The sequence below is a fragment of the Luteococcus sediminum genome (assembly GCF_054783495.1).
Genome location: NZ_BAAGQL010000005.1, coordinates 238,284 through 260,964, shown reverse-complemented (window position 1 = coordinate 260,964; position 22,681 = coordinate 238,284). Strand labels below are relative to the sequence as shown.

The window sequence follows — 22,681 nt, the reverse complement described above, 5'->3', positions numbered from 1 at the left end:
GGGGCGAAGGCCCGGTGCCTACCAGGTCATCGATCGGACCACCAAGCCATTTGACTGCCGACCACACACATCATCGACATGCTGTCCTTGGTCCATCCGTCGTTGTAGAGCTTCCCTCCCTGAGCCTCGCAGCGGGCTACGTCCTCATCCTCGCCCCCGTTGTACGCGTACACCTTGAAGATCTTGCCCTGGGGGTCTCGGCAGACCGTGAACAAGTCATCGAACTCGCCGCCGACGTGGTCAGTGCGGCCACCTTGTGCAGAGTAGTCGCGGGAGTCATGTAGGTCTCCCAGAGCCAAGACGCCCAGTGTGATGGCCAAGACCACCAAGGCACCAATCACATTGCCAACCCAACGGCGCCGCCATCCCCGGCCCGGGGGAGCGGTCCCCTCTTCAGTGCTGGCCTCATTCCCTTCGGTCACCCAAACAGAATCGCAGGTCGCAGCTCCAAGAGACTCACGAACCCAGCGACTCGACAGGATTGGAGTGGCGCGGTGGCCCTCGCTCCGGGGGTCGACCCGCAGAGCAAGCTGGGGGTACAGCCCAAACCGGTGGGGTTCGCGAGTAGCCGCACCACCTCTCGCGGGCACCCGGCGGTCTCCAGGGTGGCGCTGAGCCTTGCCAGACCGGGAAGGTCACCGCGCCCATGACCTGCGGACCCGCATCAGTTGGGACGGCTCACTCACCAGGCACGGCGGCATGGCTCGGACGCGGACAAGACATCAGGTTCAGGAACCTTGGTCCCTTGTCGACTCCGTCTACTCCCGCTTGACCTTGATCGGGTAGACCTCCGCTCGCAACTCCTTCACGGCTTGCGTGCAGGCCTCCTCGTACTGCGTCTTGACTTCAGGCGGGTCGAACCGCCCGTCGAAGTCCACGCACTCCCACAGCACACCGCATCGCCGCAGCAGGTTGACGAGCTCGGGGGAGAGGCCATGGTCCTCGGGCGTCATGGCGTACTCGTCCATGTGGTTCTCCCTCAGGGGCCACGGGTGGCCGTGATCGAAGAAGAACCGGATCTGGCGATCCTCGGCCGGGTACTCACGTGCAGGCCACGTTGGTCCGCCCTCCCACTTCACCATGCGCTGCAGCCTTCGAGTTCCGACCGTTCCCGGCACCCGGATTGCGTTGCGAGCCCGTCGCCACCACAGCCCGTACCGGCAGCACCCGACCTGGTGACGTTCTCTCGGGTCCTTGCCGGACCCACTTCATATACCCACGCCGAGCAGCAGGGATTGACTCGGTGCGGGTTTGATTTGGTGGATGGTGACAGGAGTGGCGGCTGCGCCCCCCGGTGGACACCAACCCCAGCACTTCGAAGGCCACCTCCAGGTCCATTCTCCGGACTCCGGGCCGTCTCCGTCCATCCTTCGCACCAACCACGTCCGGGGCAGTAGCGGGCTCAATGCCCACATACTGCCCCGGACGATTTGGTCTCAGGCGTTCACCAGCTGCGCCGCCCGTGTGCTCGTCCTTCCGCTCCTTGGCGTCGCAGTGGACTCTGCGGTCTTGCGCAGCAGGCGCATCGCGTTGACGATGACCACCAGCACGGAGGCCTCGTGGACGAGCATGCCGACCGACATGGTCACCCCGCCGGCGAAGACGCCTGCCAGCAGCAGCACGACGGTGACAAGGGCGATCGCGATGTTCTGTCGCATCACCGAGACGGTCCGCTTGGCCAGACCGATGCCCTCCGGCAGCTTGAGCAGGTTGTCTCCCATGAGGGCGATGTCCGCGGTCTCCACGGCCACCGCCGAGCCGGCCGCTCCCATGGCCACACCGATGTTCGCGGTGGCCAGGGCCGGGGCGTCGTTGACGCCGTCGCCGACCATGGCGACAGTGTGACCGGCGCGCTGCAGCTGCGTGACCACGTCCAGCTTGTCCTCGGGAAGCAGGGAGGCGTGGATCTCGTCGATGCCGGTGGCCTTCCCGACGGCCTCGGCCACCAGCCGGGTGTCGCCGGTGAGCATGACCACCTTCTCGACGCCGGCCCGGTGCAGACGGGAGACCATCTCGGGCGCATCCTGCCGGATCTGGTCGGCCACGGCGACGACGCCGATCGCCGTGTCGTCGACGGCCACGATCATCGGAGTCCTGCCAGCGGCGGCCAGGCCCTGGGCGGCGCGGCTCGCCTCGGCCGTCTCGGCGATGCCGTACTGCTCCAGCAGCGGCGCGTTGCCGATCAGCACCCGACGGCCATCGACCTCGGACACGATGCCCTTCCCGGGCACCGGGGTGACGGCACCGGGGACACCCTGCGGGCCAACCCCCTCGGCGTGGGCGGTCTCCAGGATGGGACGGGCCAGCGGATGCTCCGATCCGCTCTCGGCGGCCGCCGCCCAGCGCAGCACCTCGCGGCGATCCAGCGCAAGATCCAGGACGACGACGTCGGTCAGCTCGGGACGTCCCTCGGTGAGGGTGCCGGTCTTGTCGACGGCGACGGCGGAGATCTTCGCGGAGGTCTCCAGGTACTCGCCACCCTTGATCAGGATGCCGTTGCGGGCAGCACGACCGATGCCGGCCACGATCGCCACCGGGATGGAGATCACCAGGGCACCCGGGCAGCCGATGACCAGCAGCGTCAGGGCCAGGACCACATCACCGGAGACCAACCCGGCCACCAGTGCCAGCACCATCACCGCGGGCGTGTACCAGCGGGAGAAGCGGTCGATGAAGGCCTGGGTCTTCGCCTTCGCGTCCTGGGCCTCCTCCACCCGGTGGATGATGCGGGCCAGGGTGGTGTCGGCACCGATGCCGGTGGCCACCACCTGCAGGAAGCCGCCGCGGGAGACGGTCCCGGCGAAGACCTCGTCGCCCTCGGTCTTCTCCACCGGGATCGACTCGCCGGTGATGGAGGCCTCGTCGAGGGCCCCGGTGCCGGCGACGACCGTGCCGTCCACCGGCACCTTCGCGCCGTTCTTGACCAGGACGACCTCGCCCGTCCGCACCTGCCCGGCAGGAATCTCCTGCTGCTCACCGTCGCGCATGACGACTGCGGAGTCGGGGGCGACGGCGACGAGTTCGGCCAGTGCCGAGCGCGTCTTGTTCAGCGTCGCGGCCTCCAGCGCGTGCCCGATCGCGAACAGGAAGGTGACTGCCGCGGCCTCCCAGAAGTTGCCGACGATGACGGCACCGATCGCGGCGACCGACACGAGCAGGTCGATGCCGACCACCCTGGCGGTCAGCGCCCGGATGGCCTTCGCCGCGATGCCGTAGCCCGCCACCACGGCGGCAGCGAGCATGAAGACGTCACCGAGGGTGAAGGCCCCGCCGGTGTGGGTGGCGTGGGCTCCGGCGTCGAGCCACCACTGGGGGCCGACGCGGATGTTGGCCGCCCCTTCGCCCAGCCACTTGATGGCGAAGGAGATGGCGATGAGCGCGCCGGAGGTGACGGGAACCGACCAGTTCCCGTGAACCCATCTGTGGAACTTGTTCATTTTCGCCCACGTCCTTTCTGGGCTTGTTGATTCTTGGGCTTGTTGATTCTTGGGCTTCGTGCCTTTTTGGGATCTGTGCCGAAGAACCGGCACGGATGAAATGCGGCCGGGCGGAATGCGCACCGGCCGCGGCGTCCTCAGAAGGCCGAAGGGGCGGCCTTGTAACCGGCCTTGGCAACGGCGGCGACGAGATCGTCGACGGAGACGCTGTCCCCGTCATGGGAGACCTCGATGCGGGCAGAGGCGAAGTGGACCTTCACGCTCTCGACGCCCTTGAGACGGCCGACCTGCTTCTCAATCTTGGAAACGCAGGAGGGGCAGGAGAATCCTTCCGCCCGAAGAACGGTGTGGGTGGTGGTGGAGGTGGTCATTGGCTCTTCCTTTCGTGACGGTTACTTCTTGACGACCCTCACGCTAGGTTTTTGCCGCCCGGAACTCCTTGACGCAGGTCAAGTACCGGCTGCGCGGCTGGAAATTCCCTTGCCAGAGGCTGCGACGGTGCCCCCGATGCCGGCTCCGGTAGCCTTCGGGTCATGCCTGCGAACGATTTGTGTGTCACTCGCGTCCCGATCTTCAAAGGACTCACCCACGACCAGCAGCTGCACGTCGCCGAGTTCGCCCACCCGCTGCGCGTGGACAAGGGCGAGATGGTCTACGGTCCCGGAGACCAGGTCCCGCGCGTGCTGGTCATGCACCGCGGACAGCTCAAGGTCAGCCGCACGGCCGCCAACGGACAGGAGCAGATCCTGCGCACGGTGACCGACGGCGATGTGGTGGGAGACCGCGCCTTCCTGACCGGTCACCGTTCGAACGAGCTGGTCACCGCACTCGAGGACAGCCAGATGTGCGTCTTCGACCATGCCGACCTCGCCGCCCTGCTGCGCGCTTATCCCGACATCAGCCAGGCCATGTTGCGAACCCTTTCCGACCGGCTGTCGTCGGTCGAGCGACTACTGGCCGCGATTACCTCCCACGACGTCGGCGTCCGCGTCGCCGCCTACCTCCTGGACCTTCCCGGCAGCATGCGAGACGGCCTGCCGAGCGTGCGGCTGCCGATGGCCAAGCAGGAGGTCGCCGCCTACCTGGGCACCACGCCAGAGACACTGAGCCGACGCCTCGCCGCGCTCTCCGCGTCGGGCGTCATCGAGCTGCACGGGCGGCGGGACGTCACCATCCTCGACATCGACGCCCTCGAACGCGTCGCCGCGCCCTGATAGGCCGCTGCGGGGGCACTCCGTCACGACGGGTGAAATTCCCCACCGGCGCGTGCCGCAGCTCGACACGTTCCGGGTGTCAGGGGAGTGTCGCGGGGGTCGCTCCAACCCCCGAGAGCCGCCGGGATTTCCTCCTGGCAAGCGGTGCAGCCGTTTCCGCTCCTGTTCACGAGGCCCGCCGTATACACCCTGCACCCTTCACACCAACAAGCACCCCCGCGATTCGCCACTTGAAAGAGGGTCCTATCGTCGTCCGGGTTGGATCCCATTCACCACGTTGGAAGAGGGTAAGCGCAGAGATGGACACGTCATCGCCACTGGTCGAGAAGGCAGTCGAGTGGGAGGGCTGCACCGCCGGCCCGTGGCAGGAGGCCATCGACGTGCGCGACTTCATCCAGCGACTACACCCCCTACGAGGGTGACGCCGCCTTCCTCGCCGGCCCCACCGAGAAAACCCAGCGCACCTTCGAGACCCTCGAGAAGGACTACCTGTCGGTTGAGCGCGCCAAGCGCGTCTACGACGTCGACACCGTCACCCCGGCCGAGGTGGACGCCTTCGGCCGCGGCCGCATCATCGGCGACTACCGCCGCGTCGCCCTCTACGGTGTCGACGCCCTGATCGCCGAGAAGAACCAGGCCAAGGACTCCGTCGCGGACAAGCCCTTCGACGAGCACTGGGCCCGCTTCCGCGAGGAGCACTCCGAGCAGATCAAGGCGCTGAAGAAGCTCAAGACGATGGCCGCCAGCTACGGCTTCGACATCTCGCGTTCCGGCCGCACCGCGCAGGAGGCCGTGCAGTGGACCTTCTTCGGCTACCTGGCCAGCATCAAGAGCCAGGACGGCGCCGCGATGAGCTTCGGCCGCCTGTCGGCCTTCTTCGACATCTACTTCGAGCGCGACCTGGCCGCCGGGACGCTCACGGAGGAGGGCGCCCAGGAGATCGTCGACGCCTGGTGTTGAAGCTGTGCATCGTGCGCTTCCTGCGCACCATCGACTACGACCAGATTTTCTCCGGCGACCCCTACTGGGCCACCTGGAGCGATGCCGGCCTGGATGAGGACGGCCGCACCCTGGTGACCAAGACCTCCTTCCGCCTGCTGCAGACCCTGCGCAACCTCGGCCCCGCCCTGGAGCCGAACATCACGATCTTCTGGGACCCGGCGCTGCCGCAGGGCTACAAGGACCTGTGCGCGGCGATCAGCATCGAGACCTCCTCGGTGCAGTACGAGGCCGACCGCCAGATCCGCCAGCACTGGGGCGACGACGCAGCCATCGCCTGTTGCGTCTCCCCGATGAAGGTCGGCAAGCAGATGCAGTTCTTCGGCGCCCGCGTCAACGCCGCCAAGAGCCTGCTGTATGCCATCAACGGCGGACGCGACGAGATGACCGGCACGCAGGTCGTCGAGGGCTTCGAACCGGTCACCGGCGACGGCCCGCTCGACTTCGACGACGTCTGGGCCCGTTACGAGCAGATGCTGGACTGGGTGGTCGGCACCTACGTCGAGGCGCTCAACATCATCCACTACTGCCACGACCGCTACGCCTACGAGTCGATCGAGATGGCGCTGCACGACTCCGAGATCGTGCGCACCATGGGCTGCGGCATCGCCGGGCTGAGTATCGTCGCCGACTCGCTGAGCGCCATCAAGTACGCCACCGTGACCCCTGTGCGCGACGAGACCGGCCTGGTGGTCGACTACATCACCGAGGGCGACTTCCCCGTCTACGGCAATGACGACGACCGCGCCGACGAGATCGCCGCCGTCGTGGTGCACACCGTGATGGAGAAGATCCAGCAGATCGAGATGTACCGCGACGCCATCCCCACCCAGAGCGTGCTGACCATCACCTCGAACGTTGTCCACGGCAAGAACACCGGCTCCTTCCCCAGCGGCCACACCAAGGACACCCCCTTCGCCCCGGGCGCCAACCCGGAGAACGGGGCCGACAACCACGGCATGGTCGCCAGCATGCTGAGCGTCGGCAAGCTCGACTACGAGGACGCCCTGGACGGCATCAGCCTCGCCAACACCATCACCCCCTCGGGCCTGGGCCGCACCAAGGACGAGCAGGTGACCAACCTGGTCGGCATCCTCGACGCCGGCTTCGAACCCGCACTCTGACCCACCACCCACCGAAAGGCACACACCATGAGCACCAAGACCTTCGACGAGCGCCTGGCCGACATGAACGCCAACCGTGCCAAGCGCGGCACCCGGCCGGGGCTCTACCACGCCAACATCAACGTGCTGAACCGCGAGACCCTCGAGGACGCGATGGAGAACCCGGACAACTACCCGAACCTGACCGTGCGCGTCTCGGGCTATGCCGTGAACTTCGTCAAGCTCACCAAGGACCAGCAGCGCGACGTGATCAGCCGCACCTTCCACCAGAACTCCTGACGCCTTGGCATCGGGCAACAACACCCACCCCGCCACCGGGCCCGTCCCGGCCCCGGCACCCGGATGACCGTCTTCATGGCCGGCTGCGAGCTGCGCTGCCAGTACTGCCACAATCCCGACACCTGGTTCACCGCCAAGGGCACCCCGGTGATGCTCGACGAGATGGTGGCGAGGATCTCGCGCTACCGCGGCATCTTCCGCGCCACCGGTGGCGGCATCACCATCAGCGGCGGTGAGCCGATGATGCAGGCCCGCTATGTCGGCAACCTGCTGCACGCCGCCCACGAGATGGGCATCCACACCTGCATCGACACCTGCGGCTTCCTGGGCGCCGATGTCACGGACCAGATGCTCGACGACCTCGGCCTGGTGCTGCTCGACATCAAGTCCGGCGATCCGGAGACCTATCGTCGGGTGACCGGGCAGGAGCTGGAACCGACCCTGCGCTTCGCCCGTCGTCTGGCCGAGCGGGGAATCGAGACCTGGGTGCGCTATGTGCTGGTGCCGGGGCTGACCGACGAGGTGGCCAATGTGCAGGCCGTCGCGGACTTCGTCGCCACCCTGGGCAATGTCTCGCGCGTGGAGGTGCTGCCCTTCCACCAGATGGGCCGCGACAAGTACGACTCCCTGGGCATCGACTACCCGCTGGCCGACGCCTCCCCGCCCTCGGCGGAGTTGCTGGAGCGGGTGCGGGGCCAGTTCCGCGATGTGGGCGTGACCGTCTACTGACCCCGACCCTGTGCGGCGGGAGGCCGAAATGTCCTCCCTCTGACGCCGAAGGTCAACCATCTGGCTGACATGGCGCGAACCCTTGCCGTGATGGGCTGGAGCCATGATCGAGATCGACCACCTGACCAAGCGCTACGGCGGTTTCACCGCAGTGGACGACGTGTCCTTCACGGCACTGCCCGGCCGCGTGACCGGCTTCCTCGGCCCCAATGGCGCCGGGAAGTCCACCCTGCTGCGCATGGTGTGCGGGCTCACCCCGCCCACCTCGGGCCGGGCCACCGTGCTGGGCGTCGCCTATGCCGAGCTGCCCAACCCCATCCAGCACGTCGGGGTCATGCTGGATGCCGCCGCCCAGCATCCCGGACGCACCGGCGCGGAGGTGCTGCGGCTGGCGGGCCTGATTGCCGGCGTCTCCAAGGACCGGGTGACCGAGATGGCCGAGATGGTCGGCCTCACCCAGACCGAGACCAAGCGTCGGGTCAAGGACTACTCGCTGGGCATGCGCCAGCGCCTCGGCATCGCCGGTGCCCTGATGGGCGACCCGAAGGTGCTCATCCTCGACGAGCCGGCCAACGGGCTGGACCCCGCCGGCATCCACTGGATGCGCGAGCTGCTGGCCGACTACTCCTCGCGCGGCGGCACGGTGCTGCTCAGCTCCCACCTGCTGGGCGAGGTGCAGATGATCGCGCACGACCTGGTGATGATCGGCCACGGACGCATCGTCGCCCAGGGCTCGCTGCAGGAGATGCTCGCCGCCAAGGAACTCGGCTCGGTGGTCGACTCCACCACCCGTCAGGACCTGGTGGATGCCGTGCGCAGCAGCGGAGGGCGGATCGACCAGCGCCCCGACGGCACCTTCAACGTCGACCTGCTGCCCGCCGCCATGGGCCAGCTGGCCATTGAGCGTCGTATCCCGCTGGTGCTGCTGCGCGAACGCGACCAGACCAACCTCGAGGAACTCTTCCTCTCCCTCACCCAGGACACCGCCCGCCAGGAGATCCGATGAGCACCATCACCGCCACCCACGCTGCACCCGTGACCGAGCGCCCCACCGGACGTGGCCTGTCCTTCGGGCGCCTGCTGCACGTCGAGTTGCGCAAGCAGGTCGACACCCGCGCCGGCCGCGGCCTGCTGGTGGCCATCGCCGTGCTCAGCCTGGGCGCCCTGGCAGGCGTGCTGTGGTTCTCCCGGCACGACGGAGCCGGCTTCACCACGCTGGTGCAGACGGCCGCGATCCCGCAGGGCATGCTGATCCCCGTGCTGGGCATCATCACCGCCTGCAATGAGTGGTCCCAGCGCACCGCCCTGGTCACCTTCACCCAGGAGCCGCGACGCTGGCGGGTCATCGCAGCCAAGACACTGGCCGCGATCATCTGGGCCACCGGCTTCCTGCTCCTCGCCTGGGGTGTTGCTGCCCTCGCACATGCCGCCTCGATGGGTGCGGCAGGCAATCCGGTGCACTTCGACCTGACCGGCAGGGACTACCTGGCGGGCTGGATCGAACAGGTGGTCGGTGTGCTGATGGGCCTGGCCTTCGGCTTCCTGGTCCTGGTGACCCCGGCGGCCATCGCCGCCTATTTCATCGTCCCCTCGCTGGTGACTGGCCTGGTGATGGGCGTGCCTGCGCTGCGACGCTTCCAGGAGTGGGTGAGCACCACGACGCCGCCGATGTCGGCCGACCCGATCGACCCCGTCACGGACCCGTGGGCGAGGTTCGCCACCTCGATGCTGTTCTGGGTGGTCATTCCCTTCAGCGTCGGCGTGGTGCGGGTGCTGCGCCGCGAGGTGAAGTGAGCGGGTTCACCGCTCCAGGCGGCGCTCCTGCTGCAGGAGCTCCACCGCGGTGATGCCCAGGCGCTCGATCGCGCCGCCCAGCGTGTCGTTGAGGGCGCCCTCCAAGGAGTCGAGGGCGTCCTCGCCGCCGCTGGTGGCCAGCACCTCGCGCTCACCGCGCGGTTCCAGCGCCGCACCACCGTGCAGGACGGCATCGCCGTAGCTCAACCGGCCGCGGGCGGCCTCGCGCAGCACCGCGTCGCGGCTCTCGCGCGAGTCGAAGGCCACCACCACGGTGTAGACGAGGTCGCTGGAGGTGTGCTCGTCGAGCCACTGGACGCCGGGCTGCCACAGGATCATGTGTCGGATCGTACTGGGGGTTGGGCTGCGTGGGGCTTGGTCCACGTCGGCCCAGGCAGGGATTCTCAGGCGCCGGTGAGCTCATCGACCAGCGCCGTGACGCGAGCATCGAGCTCGTCGCGGACCAGGTCCATCCGCTCCTCGCCCCCGATCCCGCGCAGCGAGGGCTCGTCGGTGAGCCAGGTCTCGACGGTGCCGCGCATGCCCTCAACCGGCTCGATGGTCGCCTCGCCGCCGATCACCACCACCCGGTCGACGCGGCGCAGCAGCTCGGGGTCGATCGGCTTGGGGTGCTCGCCCTCGACGCCGGCGCCGATCCGGGCCAGGCTGGCCACCGACTCGGCATTGAGCTTGGTGCCTGGGATGGTTCCGGCCGAGTGCACCTCGAGCCGGTCGCCAGCGCGGTGCCGGGCCAGGGCGGCGGCCATCTGGCTCTTGCCGCCATTCTTCACACAGACGAACAGGACGCTCGGACGATCGCTCACGGTAGTTCTCCCAGGAAGGTTCGCAAGGCCTCGAGGCCTTCGGGTCGGGGGGTGTAGTGGGCCCAGCGGCCTCGCATCTCGCGGTGCACCAGGCCGGCCTGCACCAGCTTCTTCAAGTGGTGCGAGAGCGTCGGCTGGCTCACGCCGAAGACCTCGGGCAGGTGGCAGGCGCACACGCTGGAGCAGGAATTGGCGGCGATGTGGTGGAAGATGCGCAGCCGCACCGGATCGGCCAGGGCCTTGGTGATGACCACGAGGTCGTCGACTCGCCCGGGTGGCAGGGGAGTGCTCGAGGGCGGGCACTCGTCGATGGGGTCGGCCTCGGTCATGGTGGCATCCTAGAGGACCATATTGACGGTTCTCGATGTGCAGCGAGGGGCCTGGCGCCCCTCCATGGGATGATGCCCCTCCAGCGTGAAGGAGCCCGGATGCTGACCTCGCCACCCGACCTGCCCATCCCCGACGGCGTGCTGCGCATCGGGGACGTCTCGACCCTGACCGGACTGAGCCTGCGCTCGATCCGCCACTACGAGGACCTCGGTCTGGTCCAGCCCGCCCGACGTACTGCGGGCGGTTTCCGGGAATATGACGCCGAGGCGGTGCAGAGGCTTCGTCTGGTGATGCACTTGCGGCTTGCCGGGCTCGGGCTGGAGGAGCTCGGGGCCGTGGTCGACCTGTGCCGGCAGTTCGAGCTGGGGCACGAGGGCGTCGATCCCGCCGCCCTGGACAACTGCCTCGACGTGGTGGACCAGGCTGCACGCGAGCTGGAGCTGAGGCTCGAGGCGACCCGCCGGGTGCAGCAGCGGCTTCGTCGCGCACGGGGCGGTCGCGCCACCACCTGAGGCGGCAACCCCCCCTCCGAAACCTCACATCGTGTGAGGTTAGGATGGGCGCTTGCGTCAATCTGCCCTGGGTCGGCCTGTCCTGGGGCAACTTGCCCAGGGTCAATGTGTCCTGCGCACAGCTGCCCGCGTGAGTCTCCCGCGGCATCGAACCTGAACGGAGTCACGTGCCCCACCACGTCCCTGCCCGCGAGGGCCACGCCGCCCCGGATGCCGACCTGCGACGCCAGGAGCAGGGCTTCCCGCTTGTGCCCGAGGCCGGCGGGGGAGCCGATTCGGTGATGGCCGCGCTGCGCGACCCGCGCCGGCTCAGGACCGAGGTGATGGCCGGCCTGGTGGTGGCGCTGGCGCTGATCCCCGAGGCCCTCAGCTTCTCCATCATCGCCGGAGTCGATCCGCGCCTGGGCCTGTTCGCCTCCTTCACCATGGCCTGCACCATCGCCATCGTGGGTGGGCGTCCCGCCATGATCTCGGCCGCGACCGGCGCCATCGCGCTGGTCGTCGCACCCATCTCTCGCGGACATGGCGTCGACTACCTGATCGCCACCGTCCTGCTCGGAGGCCTGATGCAGGTGGCCATGGGGCTGCTCGGCGTCGCCAAGCTGATGCGCTTCATTCCCCGCATGGTCATGGTTGGGTTCGTCAATGCCCTGGCCATCCTGATCTTCATCGCGCAGCTCCCGCAGCTGGTCGGCCCGAACATCCCCTGGATCGTCTACCCGATGGTGGCGCTCGGACTGGTCATCATGGTGGGCCTGCCCCGGATCACCACGGCCGTGCCGGCGCCGCTGGTGACGATCGCCGTCGTGATGGGGCTGGCCCACGTCGCCGGCTGGACGATGCCGACGGTGGGCGACCAGGGTGAGCTGCCCACCTCGCTGCCCAGCCTGGTGCTGCCCACTGTGCCGTTCACCCTGGAGACCCTCGAACTCATCGCGCCCACCGCCGTCGCCGTCGCCCTGGTGGGGCTGCTCGAGTCCTTGATGACGGCCAAGCTGGTCGACGACGTGACCGACACCCATTCGAACAAGTCCCGGGAGGCCTGGGGGCAGGGCATCGCCAACATCGTCACGGGCCTGTTCGGCGGCATGGGCGGCTGCGCGATGATCGGCCAGACCATGATCAACGTGAAGGCCTCGCGGGCGCGCACCAGAATCTCCACCTTCCTGGCGGGCCTCTTCCTGCTGCTGCTCGTCGTCGGTGCCGGGCCGCTGGTGGCACGGATCCCCATGGCGGCGCTGGTGGCGGTGATGATCATGGTCTCGGTGGGCACCTTCGACTGGCACAGCATCCACCCCGCCACGCTGCGGATGATGCCCTGGAGCGAGACGATCGTCATGCTGGTGACCGTCGTGGTCACCGTGGGAACCAACAACCTCGCCTATGGCGTCATCACCGGCGTCAATGTCGCCTTCGTCGTCTTCGCCCGCCGGGTGGCGCACTTCTCGCGTGTGGAGAAGGTGGACGAGCGGGACGTGGACGGTGACGGGGTGCTCGACCAGCGGGTCTACCGGGTCCACGGGGAGCTCTTCTTCGCCTCCAGCAATGACCTGGTCTACCAGTTCGACTATGCCGGCGATCCGGCCCATGTGGTGATCGACCTGTCCGGCTCCCATGTCTGGGATGCCTCCACGGTGGCGGCGCTCGACGCGATCCAGTCGAAGTACGCCAGCAAAGGCAAGAGCGTGGAGATCATCGGCCTGAACGAGGCCTCGGCGGCCCGCCACGGCCAGCTGACCGGGCGTCTGGGCGTGGGGGACTGAGCCACGGATTGACGCGTGTCGGCGTGCCCTGCGATGCTTCATATCGACAACCGTCAATCCATCTGGAGTCGTCATGAACCCACCCGAGAGCACCCCCGTCGCTGCCAGGCTCTCCACCCTGGACCGCTTCCTGCCCGTCTGGATCGGGGTGGCCATGGTGGCCGGGCTCCTGCTCGGACGCCTCGTGCCCGGTCTGGGCGACGCGCTGGCCGCCGTCGAGCTCGACGGCGTCTCGCTGCCCATCGCCATCGGACTGCTGGTGATGATGTACCCGGTGCTCGCCAAGGTGCGCTATGACCGCCTCGACACGGTCACCGGCGACCACCGGATGCTCGGCGCCAGCCTGGTGCTCAACTGGCTCGTCGGGCCCGCCCTGATGTTCACCCTCGCATGGCTGCTGCTGCCCGACCTGCCCGAGTACCGCACCGGGCTGGTCATCGTCGGCCTGGCCCGCTGCATCGCCATGGTCATCATCTGGAATGACCTCGCCTGCGGCGACCGCGAGGCAGCCGCCGTGCTGGTGGCCATCAACTCGATCTTCCAGGTGGTGGCCTTCGCCGCCCTCGGCTGGTTCTACCTCACGGTGCTGCCCGGCTGGCTGGGCCTGGAACAGACCGGCCTGGAGGTCTCGCCCTGGCAGATCGCCCGCAGCGTCCTGGTCTTCCTCGGCATCCCCCTGCTGGCCGGCTACCTCACCCGACGACTGGGGGAGCGCCGCTGGGGCCGCGAGGCCTATGAGCGCTCCTTCCTTCCCAGGATCGGGCCCTGGGCGCTCTACGGGCTGCTGTTCACCATCGTCATCCTGTTCGCCCTGCAAGGGGAGCAGATCACCACCCGCCCCCTGGACGTCGCCCGCATCGCCCTGCCGCTGCTGGCCTACTTCGCCCTCATGTGGGGGCTCAGCTACCTGCTGGGGCGCGGCTTGGGCATGGGCTACGAGCGCACGACGACGCTGGCCTTCACCGCCGCCGGCAACAACTTCGAGCTGGCCATCGCCGTGGCCATCGCCACCTTCGGTGTCAGCTCCGGCCAGGCCCTGGCCGGGGTCGTCGGACCGCTGATCGAGGTGCCGGTGCTCGTCGGCCTGGTCTACGTCAGCCTGTGGCTGCGCCGGCGATTCCCGCACGCCGCCGACGCCCGGTGAGCTGCCTGGCCAGCGACGACCCAGCGCCCGGCCCGCCTCGCGAAGACCGGCAGATCGGGCAGGATGACTGACGTGGACGACGCACTCTTCCCCTTGCCGCAGGACCAGCCCGGCACCGCGTCGGCCGGCCTGCCCGAGGGCGCCCACCACCTGTCCGGCTTCCTCGACCTGCAACAGCAACGCTGGCTGGTCGCACGCTTCCACGAATGGACCGACGGCCCGGTGCCGATCCGCGCCGCCAGCATCCGCGGCCACCAGATGAGCGTGCGCACCGTCTGCCTCGGCTGGCACTGGCGGCCCTATGCCTACAGCCGCGAGGCCGTCGACGTGAACGGCAACCGGGTGCTTCCCGTGCCCGACTGGATGGTGCGCCTCGGCCGCCGGGCGCTCGCGGCCGTCGGGGACCCCGACGCCGGCCAGTACACCCCCGACACCGCCCTGGTGAACTTCTACGAGGACACCGCCCGGATGGGGATGCACCAGGACAAGGACGAACGCTCCTTGGCGCCGGTGGTCTCACTGTCCATCGGGAACTCCTGCACCTTCCGGCTGGGCAACACCACCAACCGCAACCGGCCCTGGACCGACCTGCGGCTCGACTCCGGCGACCTGTTCGTCTTCGGCGGTCCGGCACGTCTGGCCTACCACGGCGTGACGAAGGTGCACCCCGGCACCGCCCCCGAGGGCTGCGGGCTGGCGACGGGCAGGATCAACATCACCCTGCGCGTCACCGGCCTGGACGGCTGAGGGCACCCGGCGTGTTGGCTGGGACAGGAGCTCAGCGCGCCGGGCTGGCCAGCAGCCGGTCGACCACCGCGCTCAGGCGCCCATGGGCCACGCCCAGACAGGTGTCGGCGGCGCCGTAGTAGAGTCGCAGCTCGTCACCGTGGACGGTCAGGCCGCACGGGAAGACCACCCCTGGGACATCGCCGGTCACCTCATAGGGTTCCTGCGCCGAGAGCAGCCACTCCTCGCAGCGGTGCGTCACCACCGTCGGGTCATCCAGGTCCAGCAGCACCGCCCCGGCACGGTAGAGGTCACCCGAGACGGCCCTGCGCACCCCGTGGTAGAACATCAGCCAGCCATGCTCGGTCTCCAGCGGGGGAGCGCCGGCACCGATGCGCAGGCTGTCCCACCAGTTGCCCTCGCGCGGGGCCATCACCCGATCGCCCTGCTCCCAGGTCTGCAGGTCATCGGAGTACTGGGCCCAGACCGACGGTTTCTCGTCGGCGCGGGCCGGTCGGGTGAACATCACGAAGCGCCCACCGATGCGGCGAGGGAAGAGCACGGCATTCTTGTCGTCCGACGATCCCACCACGGCGATCCGCTCGGCGCTGCGGAAATCGGTGGTGCGCGACAGCGCCACCCGCGCCCCCGTCGGGCCGTAGATGGTGTGGGTGATGACGAAGGCGTCCAGCTCGTCGACCCAGGTGACGCGCGGGTCCTCGACGCCCCACTCGGCGCCCGCATCGCCACCCTCGAGCAGCGGCTCGGGATCGACCTGCCAGCCGGTGGTGCCGTCATCGCTGCGGGCCACCGCCAGGTGGGAGAAGCCACGCCGGTCCTCCACCCGGCAGACCAGCACGGTCTGCCCCTCGTGCACCACCGCGCCCGCATTCATCACCGCATTGACCCGGTAGGGCCACTGGCTGGCGACCAGGATGGGATTGTGGGCACTGCGGACCAGCAGGTCCTCGTCGTCTCGCTCATGCGGCATGGCTGTTCCGTCACCTCGGGGGTGCGAGCCCCGCCTTCTCCAGCGCCACGGCGGCCTGCAGGAAGGCCAACGTCGACTCGGCACCCTGGTTGTCATTGAGAACTTCGACACCGAGCCCGTCATGGCACCCGGCAGTGACCGAATCGTACAACGACAAGCCCAGACGGTTGCCGCCGAGGAACCAGTCGAAGGCGCCGACGGCGGCCTCGGCGCGCCCGGCCTGCCCATCGCAGACGAACTCCGCCAGGCATTCGCACAGCGCCGCGACGTCGATCGGCTGCTCGTCGCCGGTGAAGCCGCTGGAGTCCTGCCCGGGGAAGAGCCAGTGGTTGCCCACCGCCTGCACCTGTTCGTCCTGCCAGAAGTGCGACTGCAGCCAGTCCAGCACCACGGTGGCGCGCTCCACCAGGTCCTCGCGGCCCAGGACGCGCCCGGCAGCCAGCAGCGCCTGCGGGAAGCGGGCATTGTCATAGCTGAGCCGCTCCAGGGGCCACGGCCAGTCCTCGCGCTCGTGCGCCGCCCAGTGCTCATCCAGGCGCTCCAGCACCCGGCCGAGCGCGGCGCGCACCTCGGGCAGTTCCTGCCCCTGCAGGGCACGGGCCAGCCCGAGGGCCCAGTAGGCGCACTCGTGCGGCGAGAGCCCGGCAGCCGCCAGCGGCAGCAGGGCCTGCAACTGGAGCCGGGCCGGGGTGCGCATCGCGGGCGTGTCGCCGAAGGCGGCCAGCACCTCGCCCAGTGCCCACACCGCCCGGCCGATGTGGTCGCCGGGGTGGGGGTCGTCGAGCCAGCGACGCTCGAAGTCCATGAAATTGCGCAGCCCCCGGCCGTCGGAGTTCTCAGCGGCGGCCCGCAGGAAGGCCAGCCCCTGCAGCACCATCCTGCGGCTGTCCCGACTGGGACGGCGACGGTGCAGGCCGCAGCCCACCACCACCATGCGGGCGACGTCGTCGGTGCAGTAGCCGGTGCGCCAGGCCGGCACCGCGCCGTCGGCGTGCTGCACGATCCCGGTCGAGTCCTGCAGGTCCAGCACATGGTCGGGGCGCAGGTAGTGCTGCCAGTCGCGCGCCACCTCAGGCCTGCCCGTCCGGATCGCCCAGCAGGTCGAGCACGGTGCGCCCGACCGTCGGCCAGGCCATCTCGGAGCCGATGGCGCGCGCCGCGCTGCGGGCGGCGGCCAGCTTCTCGGGATCATCCAGGGCCACGTTGACGGCCCGTGCGATCGCCTGTGGGTCGTCGAAGTCGACCAGCCAGCCGGCACCGCCGGCGAGCATGTCCTCGGCATAGAGGTAGCGGGTGGCCACCACGGCGCAGCCGGCGGCCAGGGCGAAGGTCAGCGCGCCCGAGACGATCTGCTCCCGGCCGCGATAGGGGGTGACGAAGATCTGGGTGCAGCCCAGCAGGGACTGCAGCTGCTCGTCGCTGAGGTAGCCGTCGGCGAAGGCGATGTGCTCGCCCATCCCCAGTTCCTCCACCAGGGCGACCAGCTCCTCGCGGTAGGCCTCCCCGTGGCGTCGCACGATCTCGGGATGGGTGCGTCCGGCAATCACGTAGAGCACCTCGGGATGGCGCTCGACGATCGTCGGCATCGCCCGGATCGCCAGCTCCAGTCCCTTGCCGGGCGAGAGCAGGCCGAAGGTGGACAGCATGGTGCGGCCCTCGGTGTCCAGGCCCATCTCCTCGCGCAGCACCCGGCGCTGTTCGTCGGAGTCGACGCCCTCGCCGGGCAGCAGCTCGGTGGGCGCCCCGTGCGGCACCACGTGGATGCGCGGCGCCAGTTCGGGGCGGGCGGCGGTGAGGATCTGCTGGGCCCGCGGGGAGAAGACCAAGATCCACCTGGCCTGGTCCAGCAGCGCGTCGAGCACCTCGCGCTGGTGGGGGCTCGGCTCGCTGAGCACGGTGTGCAGGGTGACGGCCAACGGCACCTCCAGCCGGCTGGCCAGTTCGACCACGTCCTGCCCGTCGGGCCCGCCGTAGATGCCGTACTCGTGCTCGATCACCACCGCATCGGGGCCGAGCTCGTTGAGCTTGCCGGCGACGGCGGGGTAGTCACCCGACTCGGCCTGCCAGAAGGTGGCGAGCACCTCCTCACGCTGCTGGTCCGGGTCGGCGTCGGGCTGCAGCGAGGCCACCAGGTCCACCGTCGCCGCCGGGTCGGCAGCCAGCATTCCGCGGCGCAGGTCGCGGGAGAAGGTGGCGATCCCACACTGTCGGGGCGGGTAGGTCGAGATGATGATGACGTGCATGTGGTCCCCTTCGTGCATGGTGTGCCGCGGGTGCGGTGGACACATTGTCCTACACCGCAGCCCGCGGCAACACACACTAGGGGGTTGATGCGCCGGCCCGGAATGACCGGACCCGTGCGACCTTGGTCAGGCCAGCGCGTCCTCGATCGGCGTGGAGCCGTCATTGAAGGGCAGCTCGCGCCCGGCCAGCCCGGTGCCGCGACGCACCGTCTCGGCCAGAACGGCGGCCACATTGGCACGGCTGACCTGCCCCGCCTCGGCGGCGCCGAGCTCGATCGTGCCGGTCGGCTCGTCGAGGGTCAGGGTGCTCGGCATCAGGATGGTCCAGGCCAGTTCGCTGCCGCGCAGGTGCTCGTCGGCGGCCGCCTTGGCCTCGGCATAGGCGAAGAAGGAGTTGTCGGGGCTGATCCCGTGGTCCTTCCTCGCGCCGAAATAGCTGACCATCACGTAGTGGCCGACCCCGGCCTGCTGGGCGGCCTCCATGGAACGGATCGCCGCGTCCTGGTCGACGGCCCTGGTGCGCTCGGGGCTGCCCCCGCCGGCGCCGGCTGACCAGACCAACACATCGGTGCCGGCGAAGAGCTCGGCCAGCTCCTCGGTGCCCAGCTGCTCCACGTCGGCCACGACCGGCTCGGCGCCGGTGGCGGCCACGTCCTCGGCCTGCTCGGGATTGCGGATCAGGCTGCGCACCTGGTGGCCGGCCTCGACCAGCAGGGGAGCAGCGAGCAGGGCCACCTTGCCGTGGCCTCCGATAATGGTGATCTGGGACATGTGGTGCCTCTCTTGTGGTCGGGCTACATCTGTCCTGTGGACAACGCTGACGGGCCCATTCCTATTCCCCGGCGGCCATCCGGCTCAGGCCCAGACGCCGGAGCTGCCGCGTCGCCAGGAGCCCACCAGGTGGGTGTCGACGATGCCCACCGCCTCCATCAGTGCGAACATCGTCGTCGGGCCCACGTGCGCGAAACCCGCCCTCTTCAAGGCCTTCGACAGGGCCAGCGACTCCGGCGAGGTGGTGGGCACCTCGCCGGAGCTCCGCGGCGCGGGCGTCCGGGAGGGCTGGAAGCCCCAGACGAAGTCCGCCAGGCCACCCTGCTCGCGCAGCGCCACCGTCGCGCGGGCATTGGTGATGGTCGCGTCGACCTTGCGGCGGTTGCGCACGATGCCGGCATCGGCCATCAGGCGCTCCCGGTCGGCGTCGCTGAAAGCGGCCACCGCGTCGGGATCGAAGTTCGCGAAGGCAGCGCGGAAGTTCTCCCGCTTGCGCAGGATCGTCGCCCAGCTCAACCCCGACTGGAAGGCCTCCAGGCTCAGCCGCTCGAACTTGCCGCGCTCGTCGCGCACCGGCAAGCCCCACTCGGTGTCGTAGTAGTGGCGCAGCAGCTCGTCGTGCGCCGCCCATGCCGGACGTGCCAGGCCGTCCTCACCGGTCACCAGGTCACCCATGCCCCCATGGTGACAGGCGGCACCGACAATTTTCGTCGGTCAGCGACGACGGTTGCGCAAAGCCAGCGCGATGCCTCCGGCCACCAGCGCCAGTCCGCCGGCACCGAGAACGACGGGCAGCGCCGACGAACCCTGCTCGGCCGAGGCGGTCTCCGAGGAGGTCTCCTGTGTGGCAGAGGATTCCGCGGAGGCGGACGCCGAGCCTTCGCTCGAAGGCGCCGGACTGGTGGTCTCGACGTCGCTGGGGCTCGCGCTGGACGAGGGCGCCAGCCCTTCGGCGGCGTACTCGGGTGCCGGGGTGATCGAGCCGGTCACGTCGGTGGCGAAGGCGAAGGGCACGGCGGGGGTCTTCTTGCCCGCGGGGCCTTCAAGGCTGACGACGACGGTGTAGTAGCCGGCCAGCCAGTTGTCCGGCACATTGTTCGCGAGGTTGCGGGTGGCTACCGTGCCGGTGCCGACCTCGGCCGTCGCGTCGATCGATCCGAGGTAGAGGGTGACATCGCGGCCCACTCGCCTGCCGTCGGGGGAGAGCACGGTGATGGTCGAACGCCATGACTGATCCAGGGGGAGGTCATTGAAGGGGGCCGCGAGCTGGTCGGAGATCTTGGGGAACTTCAGAGTGGTGGCCAGGCGCTGCCCATTGCCCACCGGCACCTTGAAGGTCTGCACGTCATTGCCGGCGATGGTGCCGGAATAGGTCTTGCCCGCCTCGACGGCGGCCGCACTCGAGAGCGACTTGCCTCCCGTCATCGGCGTCGGCGTGCCGATGGCGGGCGCCTTGGCCAGACCATCCCGTGGCGCCTCGGGGAGTGGGGAGATGTTGGTGACCGGGGGGACCTCCGTCACCTTGAGCTGCACCTTGCGGGGCTGTTTGGCCGCGTAGAGCTCGTCATGGGAGACCTCCACCACCATCTCGCCGCCGGCGCACCCCTCGTCGCGCAGTCCGGTCACTGCGGTGGCGGAGGAGAAGGCCCCCGACTGGTGGTATCCAGTCCCGGAGGCGCAGACGCGGCCGTTCGCGCTGGTCAGATCGACGTCCGCCATGTCCTCTACATTGGTCTCGGGCTGGTAGATGGCGGAGACGGCCATGGTCGAGCCGGGGATGGTGCGCTTCAGCCGGTAGTACTTGGTGGCGTCCTTGCCGCCCTTGGGGCCGACGGTGTCCGTCCAGTCGCCGGCCTGGATGGTGGGGGCCTCGGTGGAGACCAAACCGCCCTTGACCGGTTTGCCCTCGAGCTGGGCCGGGTGGCGGTGTGCTTCTTGGTCTGCTCCAGGGCAGTGCTGAGCTGGTCTGAGTTCTTCACGTCGTAGTACTTGCCCTTGCCCGCGGTGGCGATGCACTGCAGCTGCTTGCGGGCCTGCTCGTCGACGCTCATCCCCACCACGTCGATGGTGACGTCGACGCCCTGGGCGGCCACCTGCTTGGCCGCCTCGCACGGGTGCGGCTCACAGGTGGCCACACCGTCGCTGACCAGGACGATGGAGCGCTTGCCCTTGTCTCCCAGGTCCTTGGCAGCCTCGGTCAGGGCGAAGCCGATCGGGGTCTCGCCGTAGGGCGTGTAGGTGGAGACCGCCGCCCGCAGCGCCGCCCGGTTCCCGGTGCCGGCCGGGACCACCAGCTGGGAGTCGGTGCACGCCCCCGCATCACCCTGGTTCTCGACGGTGGCACCGAAGACCCGCAGCCCAACCCCGGTGTCGACGGGCAGGCCACCGACCAGCGACGTGAGGGACTTCTTCGCCGCGTCGATCTTGGTCATGCCGCCTTGGGCGGGTTCCTTCATGGAGCCCGACGAGTCGAGCACGAGCATCATGGTGCCGCCCTGGTCGTCCCCCTCGCCGCGTGCCGGTGCGGACATCGTCGTCGTGCCCAGTACGGCGAGGACGGCCAGTGCTGACAGGGTCCTGGTGGTGTTCATGCTGCATCTCCCAGAGGTTGACCGCGGGGCGGTGTCAGGGCTTTTCAGGCCAGGGTCGGGTCGTCCGTTCATGACTTTGCAATAGCAAATATTGCACAGTGGTGGGTCTCAGTCAAGAGGCGTGCCGCAGTCAATGAGCGCCTCTCCAGGTGGCATGCTGGTGCCGACATGGGACAGACCTTCGGCGCGCGCCACGAACTCGTCGACCCGATCGCCGCAGGGGCATCGGGTGCCGTCTGGCGCACCTGGGACCACCGTGAACGCGCCTACCGGGCCGGGAAGGTCCTGCGACAAGCCGATTCGGTCTCGTTGCTGCGTTTCATGCGGGAGAGTGGCCACCGCATCGACCATCCGCACGTCGTCGCCCCGCTCACCTGGACGGGCGAGGACGACCGTGTCATCTTCGCCATGCCGCTGGTGCGGGGCGGCACCCTGGCCACCGTCATGGCCGACCATGGCCCGCTGCCCGTCTGGTTCACCGCCGCCGTGGCCGACCAGCTCCTCGACGCCCTGGCCGCCGTCCACGCCCACGGCCTGGTGCACCGCGACGTGAAGCCCGGCAACGTGATGCTCGAGCCGACCGGCACCGGCAGGCCCTTCGTCCGGCTGGGTGACTTCGGCATTGCCGTGCCAGTCGGGGATCCCCGTTTCACCGCCGTGCACCACGTGGTGGGAACGCCCGGCTACCTCTCACCCGAAGCCTTGGCCGGCGCCGATCCCGACCCACGCCAGGACGTCTACGCCGTCGGGGTGGTGGTGCTCGAGATGCTCACCGGCCGGCGCCCCAGCGGCCCCGAGATCCCCGTCGATGGGCTCGACTCCCCGCTGGCGCAGTGGGCGCTCGGCCTGTTGCAGCCGAGCGACCTGCGCCCCGACGCCGCGCAGGCGCGCTCCCGGTTGGCGGCGCTGCGGCTGCCGCTGGTTCCTTGCATCGGCGACGAGCCGGTGGAGGTCTTCGACCAGCTGGGAGACCTCCCCGACGGGTGGGGGCCGGACGGCCCCCGGCCCGGCCTCGAGGAACCGTCCGGGTCCAGGCCCGACGAGGTGGTCGCGCCAACCCTCGTCGGTCCTGCTCAGGTGCCGAGTGGGGCGACCCCGGCTGAGCCCCCGGCGAGCCGCTCCGTCGGGCTGCTACCCGCGGCGCTGGTGGTGCTCGGTCTGGTGCTGCTGGCCGTCGCCGTTCTGTTGTGGTGATCTTTGCAGCTGCAAA

Annotated in this window: 24 protein-coding genes and 1 pseudogene; 11 read left to right on the top strand and 14 right to left on the bottom strand. The window is 69.2% G+C overall.

What is annotated here, in order from left to right; translation table 11 throughout:
* Positions 1-26: 26 nt before the first annotated feature.
* From ACYVKA_RS03895 to ACYVKA_RS03880, 4 genes are all read right to left on the bottom strand, one after another.
* Entirely contained in the window at positions 27-422 is a 396-nt protein-coding gene (locus ACYVKA_RS03895) for a hypothetical protein (protein ID WP_460703115.1), read from the bottom strand.
* Positions 423-758: 336 nt separating this feature from the next.
* Positions 759-1,082: a hypothetical protein gene (locus tag ACYVKA_RS03890; protein ID WP_460703113.1), complete on the bottom strand. Its 324-nt coding sequence runs from the start codon at positions 1,080-1,082 to the stop codon at positions 759-761.
* Positions 1,083-1,436: 354 nt separating this feature from the next.
* Complete coding sequence (locus tag ACYVKA_RS03885; protein ID WP_460703111.1) at positions 1,437-3,437, bottom strand: heavy metal translocating P-type ATPase; 2,001 nt, start codon at positions 3,435-3,437, stop codon at positions 1,437-1,439.
* Positions 3,438-3,574: 137 nt separating this feature from the next.
* Complete coding sequence (locus ACYVKA_RS03880) at positions 3,575-3,808, bottom strand: heavy-metal-associated domain-containing protein (protein WP_394275997.1); 234 nt, start codon at positions 3,806-3,808, stop codon at positions 3,575-3,577.
* A 162-nt stretch (positions 3,809-3,970) separates the two neighbouring features.
* Between ACYVKA_RS03880 and ACYVKA_RS03875 the strand changes: the two genes are divergently transcribed.
* The 6 genes and pseudogenes from ACYVKA_RS03875 to ACYVKA_RS03850 all read left to right on the top strand — a co-directional run bounded on the left by ACYVKA_RS03875 (position 3,971) and on the right by ACYVKA_RS03850 (position 9,576).
* The gene (locus ACYVKA_RS03875; RefSeq protein ID WP_394275998.1) at positions 3,971-4,651 is read left to right on the top strand and encodes a Crp/Fnr family transcriptional regulator; all 681 of its coding nucleotides are present in this window, start codon (positions 3,971-3,973) and stop codon (positions 4,649-4,651) included.
* 299 nt (positions 4,652-4,950) lie between these two features.
* Positions 4,951-5,073: a hypothetical protein gene (locus ACYVKA_RS03870; RefSeq protein ID WP_394275999.1), complete on the top strand. Its 123-nt coding sequence runs from the start codon at positions 4,951-4,953 to the stop codon at positions 5,071-5,073.
* 67 nt (positions 5,074-5,140) lie between these two features.
* Positions 5,141-7,053, top strand: a pseudogene (grcA2, locus tag ACYVKA_RS03865) (autonomous glycyl radical cofactor GrcA2).
* Positions 7,054-7,062: 9 nt separating this feature from the next.
* Complete coding sequence (gene pflA / locus ACYVKA_RS03860) at positions 7,063-7,782, top strand: pyruvate formate-lyase-activating protein (RefSeq protein WP_460703205.1); 720 nt, start codon at positions 7,063-7,065, stop codon at positions 7,780-7,782.
* Between the two features lie 103 nt (positions 7,783-7,885).
* Positions 7,886-8,788: an ABC transporter ATP-binding protein gene (locus ACYVKA_RS03855; protein ID WP_460703109.1), complete on the top strand. Its 903-nt coding sequence runs from the start codon at positions 7,886-7,888 to the stop codon at positions 8,786-8,788.
* On the top strand, positions 8,785-9,576 hold the full coding sequence (locus tag ACYVKA_RS03850) for a hypothetical protein (RefSeq protein ID WP_394277202.1): 792 nt from the start codon (positions 8,785-8,787) through the stop codon (positions 9,574-9,576). The genes ACYVKA_RS03855 and ACYVKA_RS03850 overlap by 4 nt, the downstream gene beginning before the upstream one ends.
* 6 nt (positions 9,577-9,582) lie before the next feature.
* Here the strand turns inward: ACYVKA_RS03850 and ACYVKA_RS03845 are convergent, their stop codons facing one another.
* From ACYVKA_RS03845 to ACYVKA_RS03835, 3 genes are all read right to left on the bottom strand, one after another.
* Positions 9,583-9,915 (bottom strand): hypothetical protein, encoded by a 333-nt coding sequence (locus ACYVKA_RS03845; protein WP_460703107.1) that lies wholly within the window; start codon positions 9,913-9,915, stop codon positions 9,583-9,585.
* A 65-nt stretch (positions 9,916-9,980) separates the two neighbouring features.
* Entirely contained in the window at positions 9,981-10,400 is a 420-nt protein-coding gene (locus ACYVKA_RS03840) for an arsenate-mycothiol transferase ArsC (protein WP_460703104.1), read from the bottom strand.
* A complete protein-coding gene (locus ACYVKA_RS03835) occupies positions 10,397-10,729 on the bottom strand; it encodes an ArsR/SmtB family transcription factor (RefSeq protein WP_460703102.1) in 333 nt (110 codons plus the stop codon). The genes ACYVKA_RS03840 and ACYVKA_RS03835 overlap by 4 nt, the downstream gene beginning before the upstream one ends.
* Before the next feature lie 99 nt (positions 10,730-10,828).
* On the opposite strand from ACYVKA_RS03835, the gene ACYVKA_RS03830 reads away from it, so the two are divergent.
* The 4 genes from ACYVKA_RS03830 to ACYVKA_RS03815 all read left to right on the top strand — a co-directional run bounded on the left by ACYVKA_RS03830 (position 10,829) and on the right by ACYVKA_RS03815 (position 14,896).
* Entirely contained in the window at positions 10,829-11,242 is a 414-nt protein-coding gene (locus ACYVKA_RS03830; protein WP_460703100.1) for a helix-turn-helix domain-containing protein, read from the top strand.
* 167 nt (positions 11,243-11,409) lie between these two features.
* The gene (locus ACYVKA_RS03825) at positions 11,410-13,005 is read left to right on the top strand and encodes a SulP family inorganic anion transporter (protein ID WP_460703098.1); all 1,596 of its coding nucleotides are present in this window, start codon (positions 11,410-11,412) and stop codon (positions 13,003-13,005) included.
* 73 nt (positions 13,006-13,078) lie between these two features.
* On the top strand, positions 13,079-14,149 hold the full coding sequence (arsB, locus tag ACYVKA_RS03820; RefSeq protein WP_460703096.1) for an ACR3 family arsenite efflux transporter: 1,071 nt from the start codon (positions 13,079-13,081) through the stop codon (positions 14,147-14,149).
* 72 nt (positions 14,150-14,221) lie between these two features.
* The gene (locus ACYVKA_RS03815) at positions 14,222-14,896 is read left to right on the top strand and encodes an alpha-ketoglutarate-dependent dioxygenase AlkB family protein (RefSeq protein WP_460703094.1); all 675 of its coding nucleotides are present in this window, start codon (positions 14,222-14,224) and stop codon (positions 14,894-14,896) included.
* 31 nt (positions 14,897-14,927) lie between these two features.
* Here the strand turns inward: ACYVKA_RS03815 and ACYVKA_RS03810 are convergent, their stop codons facing one another.
* The 7 genes from ACYVKA_RS03810 to ACYVKA_RS03780 form a co-directional block, all read right to left on the bottom strand.
* Positions 14,928-15,866: a glycoside hydrolase family 130 protein gene (locus ACYVKA_RS03810; RefSeq protein ID WP_460703092.1), complete on the bottom strand. Its 939-nt coding sequence runs from the start codon at positions 15,864-15,866 to the stop codon at positions 14,928-14,930.
* Between the two features lie 10 nt (positions 15,867-15,876).
* Positions 15,877-16,935 (bottom strand): hypothetical protein, encoded by a 1,059-nt coding sequence (locus tag ACYVKA_RS03805; RefSeq protein ID WP_460703090.1) that lies wholly within the window; start codon positions 16,933-16,935, stop codon positions 15,877-15,879.
* A 1-nt stretch (position 16,936) separates the two neighbouring features.
* On the bottom strand, positions 16,937-18,109 hold the full coding sequence (locus tag ACYVKA_RS03800; protein WP_460703088.1) for a glycosyltransferase: 1,173 nt from the start codon (positions 18,107-18,109) through the stop codon (positions 16,937-16,939).
* Positions 18,110-18,235: 126 nt separating this feature from the next.
* Positions 18,236-18,880, bottom strand: a complete 645-nt coding sequence (locus tag ACYVKA_RS03795) for an SDR family oxidoreductase (protein ID WP_460703086.1) — start codon at positions 18,878-18,880, stop codon at positions 18,236-18,238.
* An 84-nt stretch (positions 18,881-18,964) separates the two neighbouring features.
* Entirely contained in the window at positions 18,965-19,555 is a 591-nt protein-coding gene (locus ACYVKA_RS03790) for a DNA-3-methyladenine glycosylase I (RefSeq protein ID WP_460703084.1), read from the bottom strand.
* A 39-nt stretch (positions 19,556-19,594) separates the two neighbouring features.
* The gene (locus ACYVKA_RS03785) at positions 19,595-20,764 is read right to left on the bottom strand and encodes a hypothetical protein (RefSeq protein ID WP_460703083.1); all 1,170 of its coding nucleotides are present in this window, start codon (positions 20,762-20,764) and stop codon (positions 19,595-19,597) included.
* Positions 20,668-21,471 (bottom strand): vWA domain-containing protein, encoded by an 804-nt coding sequence (locus ACYVKA_RS03780; RefSeq protein WP_460703081.1) that lies wholly within the window; start codon positions 21,469-21,471, stop codon positions 20,668-20,670. Before ACYVKA_RS03780 ends, ACYVKA_RS03785 begins: the two co-directional genes overlap by 97 nt.
* A 168-nt stretch (positions 21,472-21,639) precedes the next feature.
* On the opposite strand from ACYVKA_RS03780, the gene ACYVKA_RS03775 reads away from it, so the two are divergent.
* A complete protein-coding gene (locus ACYVKA_RS03775; protein ID WP_460703079.1) occupies positions 21,640-22,665 on the top strand; it encodes a serine/threonine-protein kinase in 1,026 nt (341 codons plus the stop codon).
* Positions 22,666-22,681: the final 16 nt, after the last annotated feature.

Coding starts and splice junctions, on each gene's coding strand:
- ACYVKA_RS03890 (WP_460703113.1), bottom strand. CDS start 1,082: ATGGTGAAGTGGGAGGGCGGACCAACGTGGCCTGCACGTGAGTACCCG.
- ACYVKA_RS03885 (WP_460703111.1), bottom strand. CDS start 3,437: ATGAACAAGTTCCACAGATGGGTTCACGGGAACTGGTCGGTTCCCGTC.
- ACYVKA_RS03880 (WP_394275997.1), bottom strand. CDS start 3,808: ATGACCACCTCCACCACCACCCACACCGTTCTTCGGGCGGAAGGATTC.
- ACYVKA_RS03875 (WP_394275998.1), top strand. CDS start 3,971: ATGCCTGCGAACGATTTGTGTGTCACTCGCGTCCCGATCTTCAAAGGA.
- ACYVKA_RS03870 (WP_394275999.1), top strand. CDS start 4,951: ATGGACACGTCATCGCCACTGGTCGAGAAGGCAGTCGAGTGGGAGGGC.
- ACYVKA_RS03855 (WP_460703109.1), top strand. CDS start 7,886: ATGATCGAGATCGACCACCTGACCAAGCGCTACGGCGGTTTCACCGCA.
- ACYVKA_RS03850 (WP_394277202.1), top strand. CDS start 8,785: ATGAGCACCATCACCGCCACCCACGCTGCACCCGTGACCGAGCGCCCC.
- ACYVKA_RS03845 (WP_460703107.1), bottom strand. CDS start 9,915: ATGATCCTGTGGCAGCCCGGCGTCCAGTGGCTCGACGAGCACACCTCC.
- ACYVKA_RS03835 (WP_460703102.1), bottom strand. CDS start 10,729: ATGACCGAGGCCGACCCCATCGACGAGTGCCCGCCCTCGAGCACTCCC.
- ACYVKA_RS03830 (WP_460703100.1), top strand. CDS start 10,829: ATGCTGACCTCGCCACCCGACCTGCCCATCCCCGACGGCGTGCTGCGC.
- arsB (WP_460703096.1), top strand. CDS start 13,079: ATGAACCCACCCGAGAGCACCCCCGTCGCTGCCAGGCTCTCCACCCTG.
- ACYVKA_RS03810 (WP_460703092.1), bottom strand. CDS start 15,866: ATGCCGCATGAGCGAGACGACGAGGACCTGCTGGTCCGCAGTGCCCAC.
- ACYVKA_RS03800 (WP_460703088.1), bottom strand. CDS start 18,109: ATGCACGTCATCATCATCTCGACCTACCCGCCCCGACAGTGTGGGATC.
- ACYVKA_RS03795 (WP_460703086.1), bottom strand. CDS start 18,880: ATGTCCCAGATCACCATTATCGGAGGCCACGGCAAGGTGGCCCTGCTC.
- ACYVKA_RS03790 (WP_460703084.1), bottom strand. CDS start 19,555: ATGGGTGACCTGGTGACCGGTGAGGACGGCCTGGCACGTCCGGCATGG.
- ACYVKA_RS03780 (WP_460703081.1), bottom strand. CDS start 21,471: ATGAACACCACCAGGACCCTGTCAGCACTGGCCGTCCTCGCCGTACTG.
- ACYVKA_RS03775 (WP_460703079.1), top strand. CDS start 21,640: ATGGGACAGACCTTCGGCGCGCGCCACGAACTCGTCGACCCGATCGCC.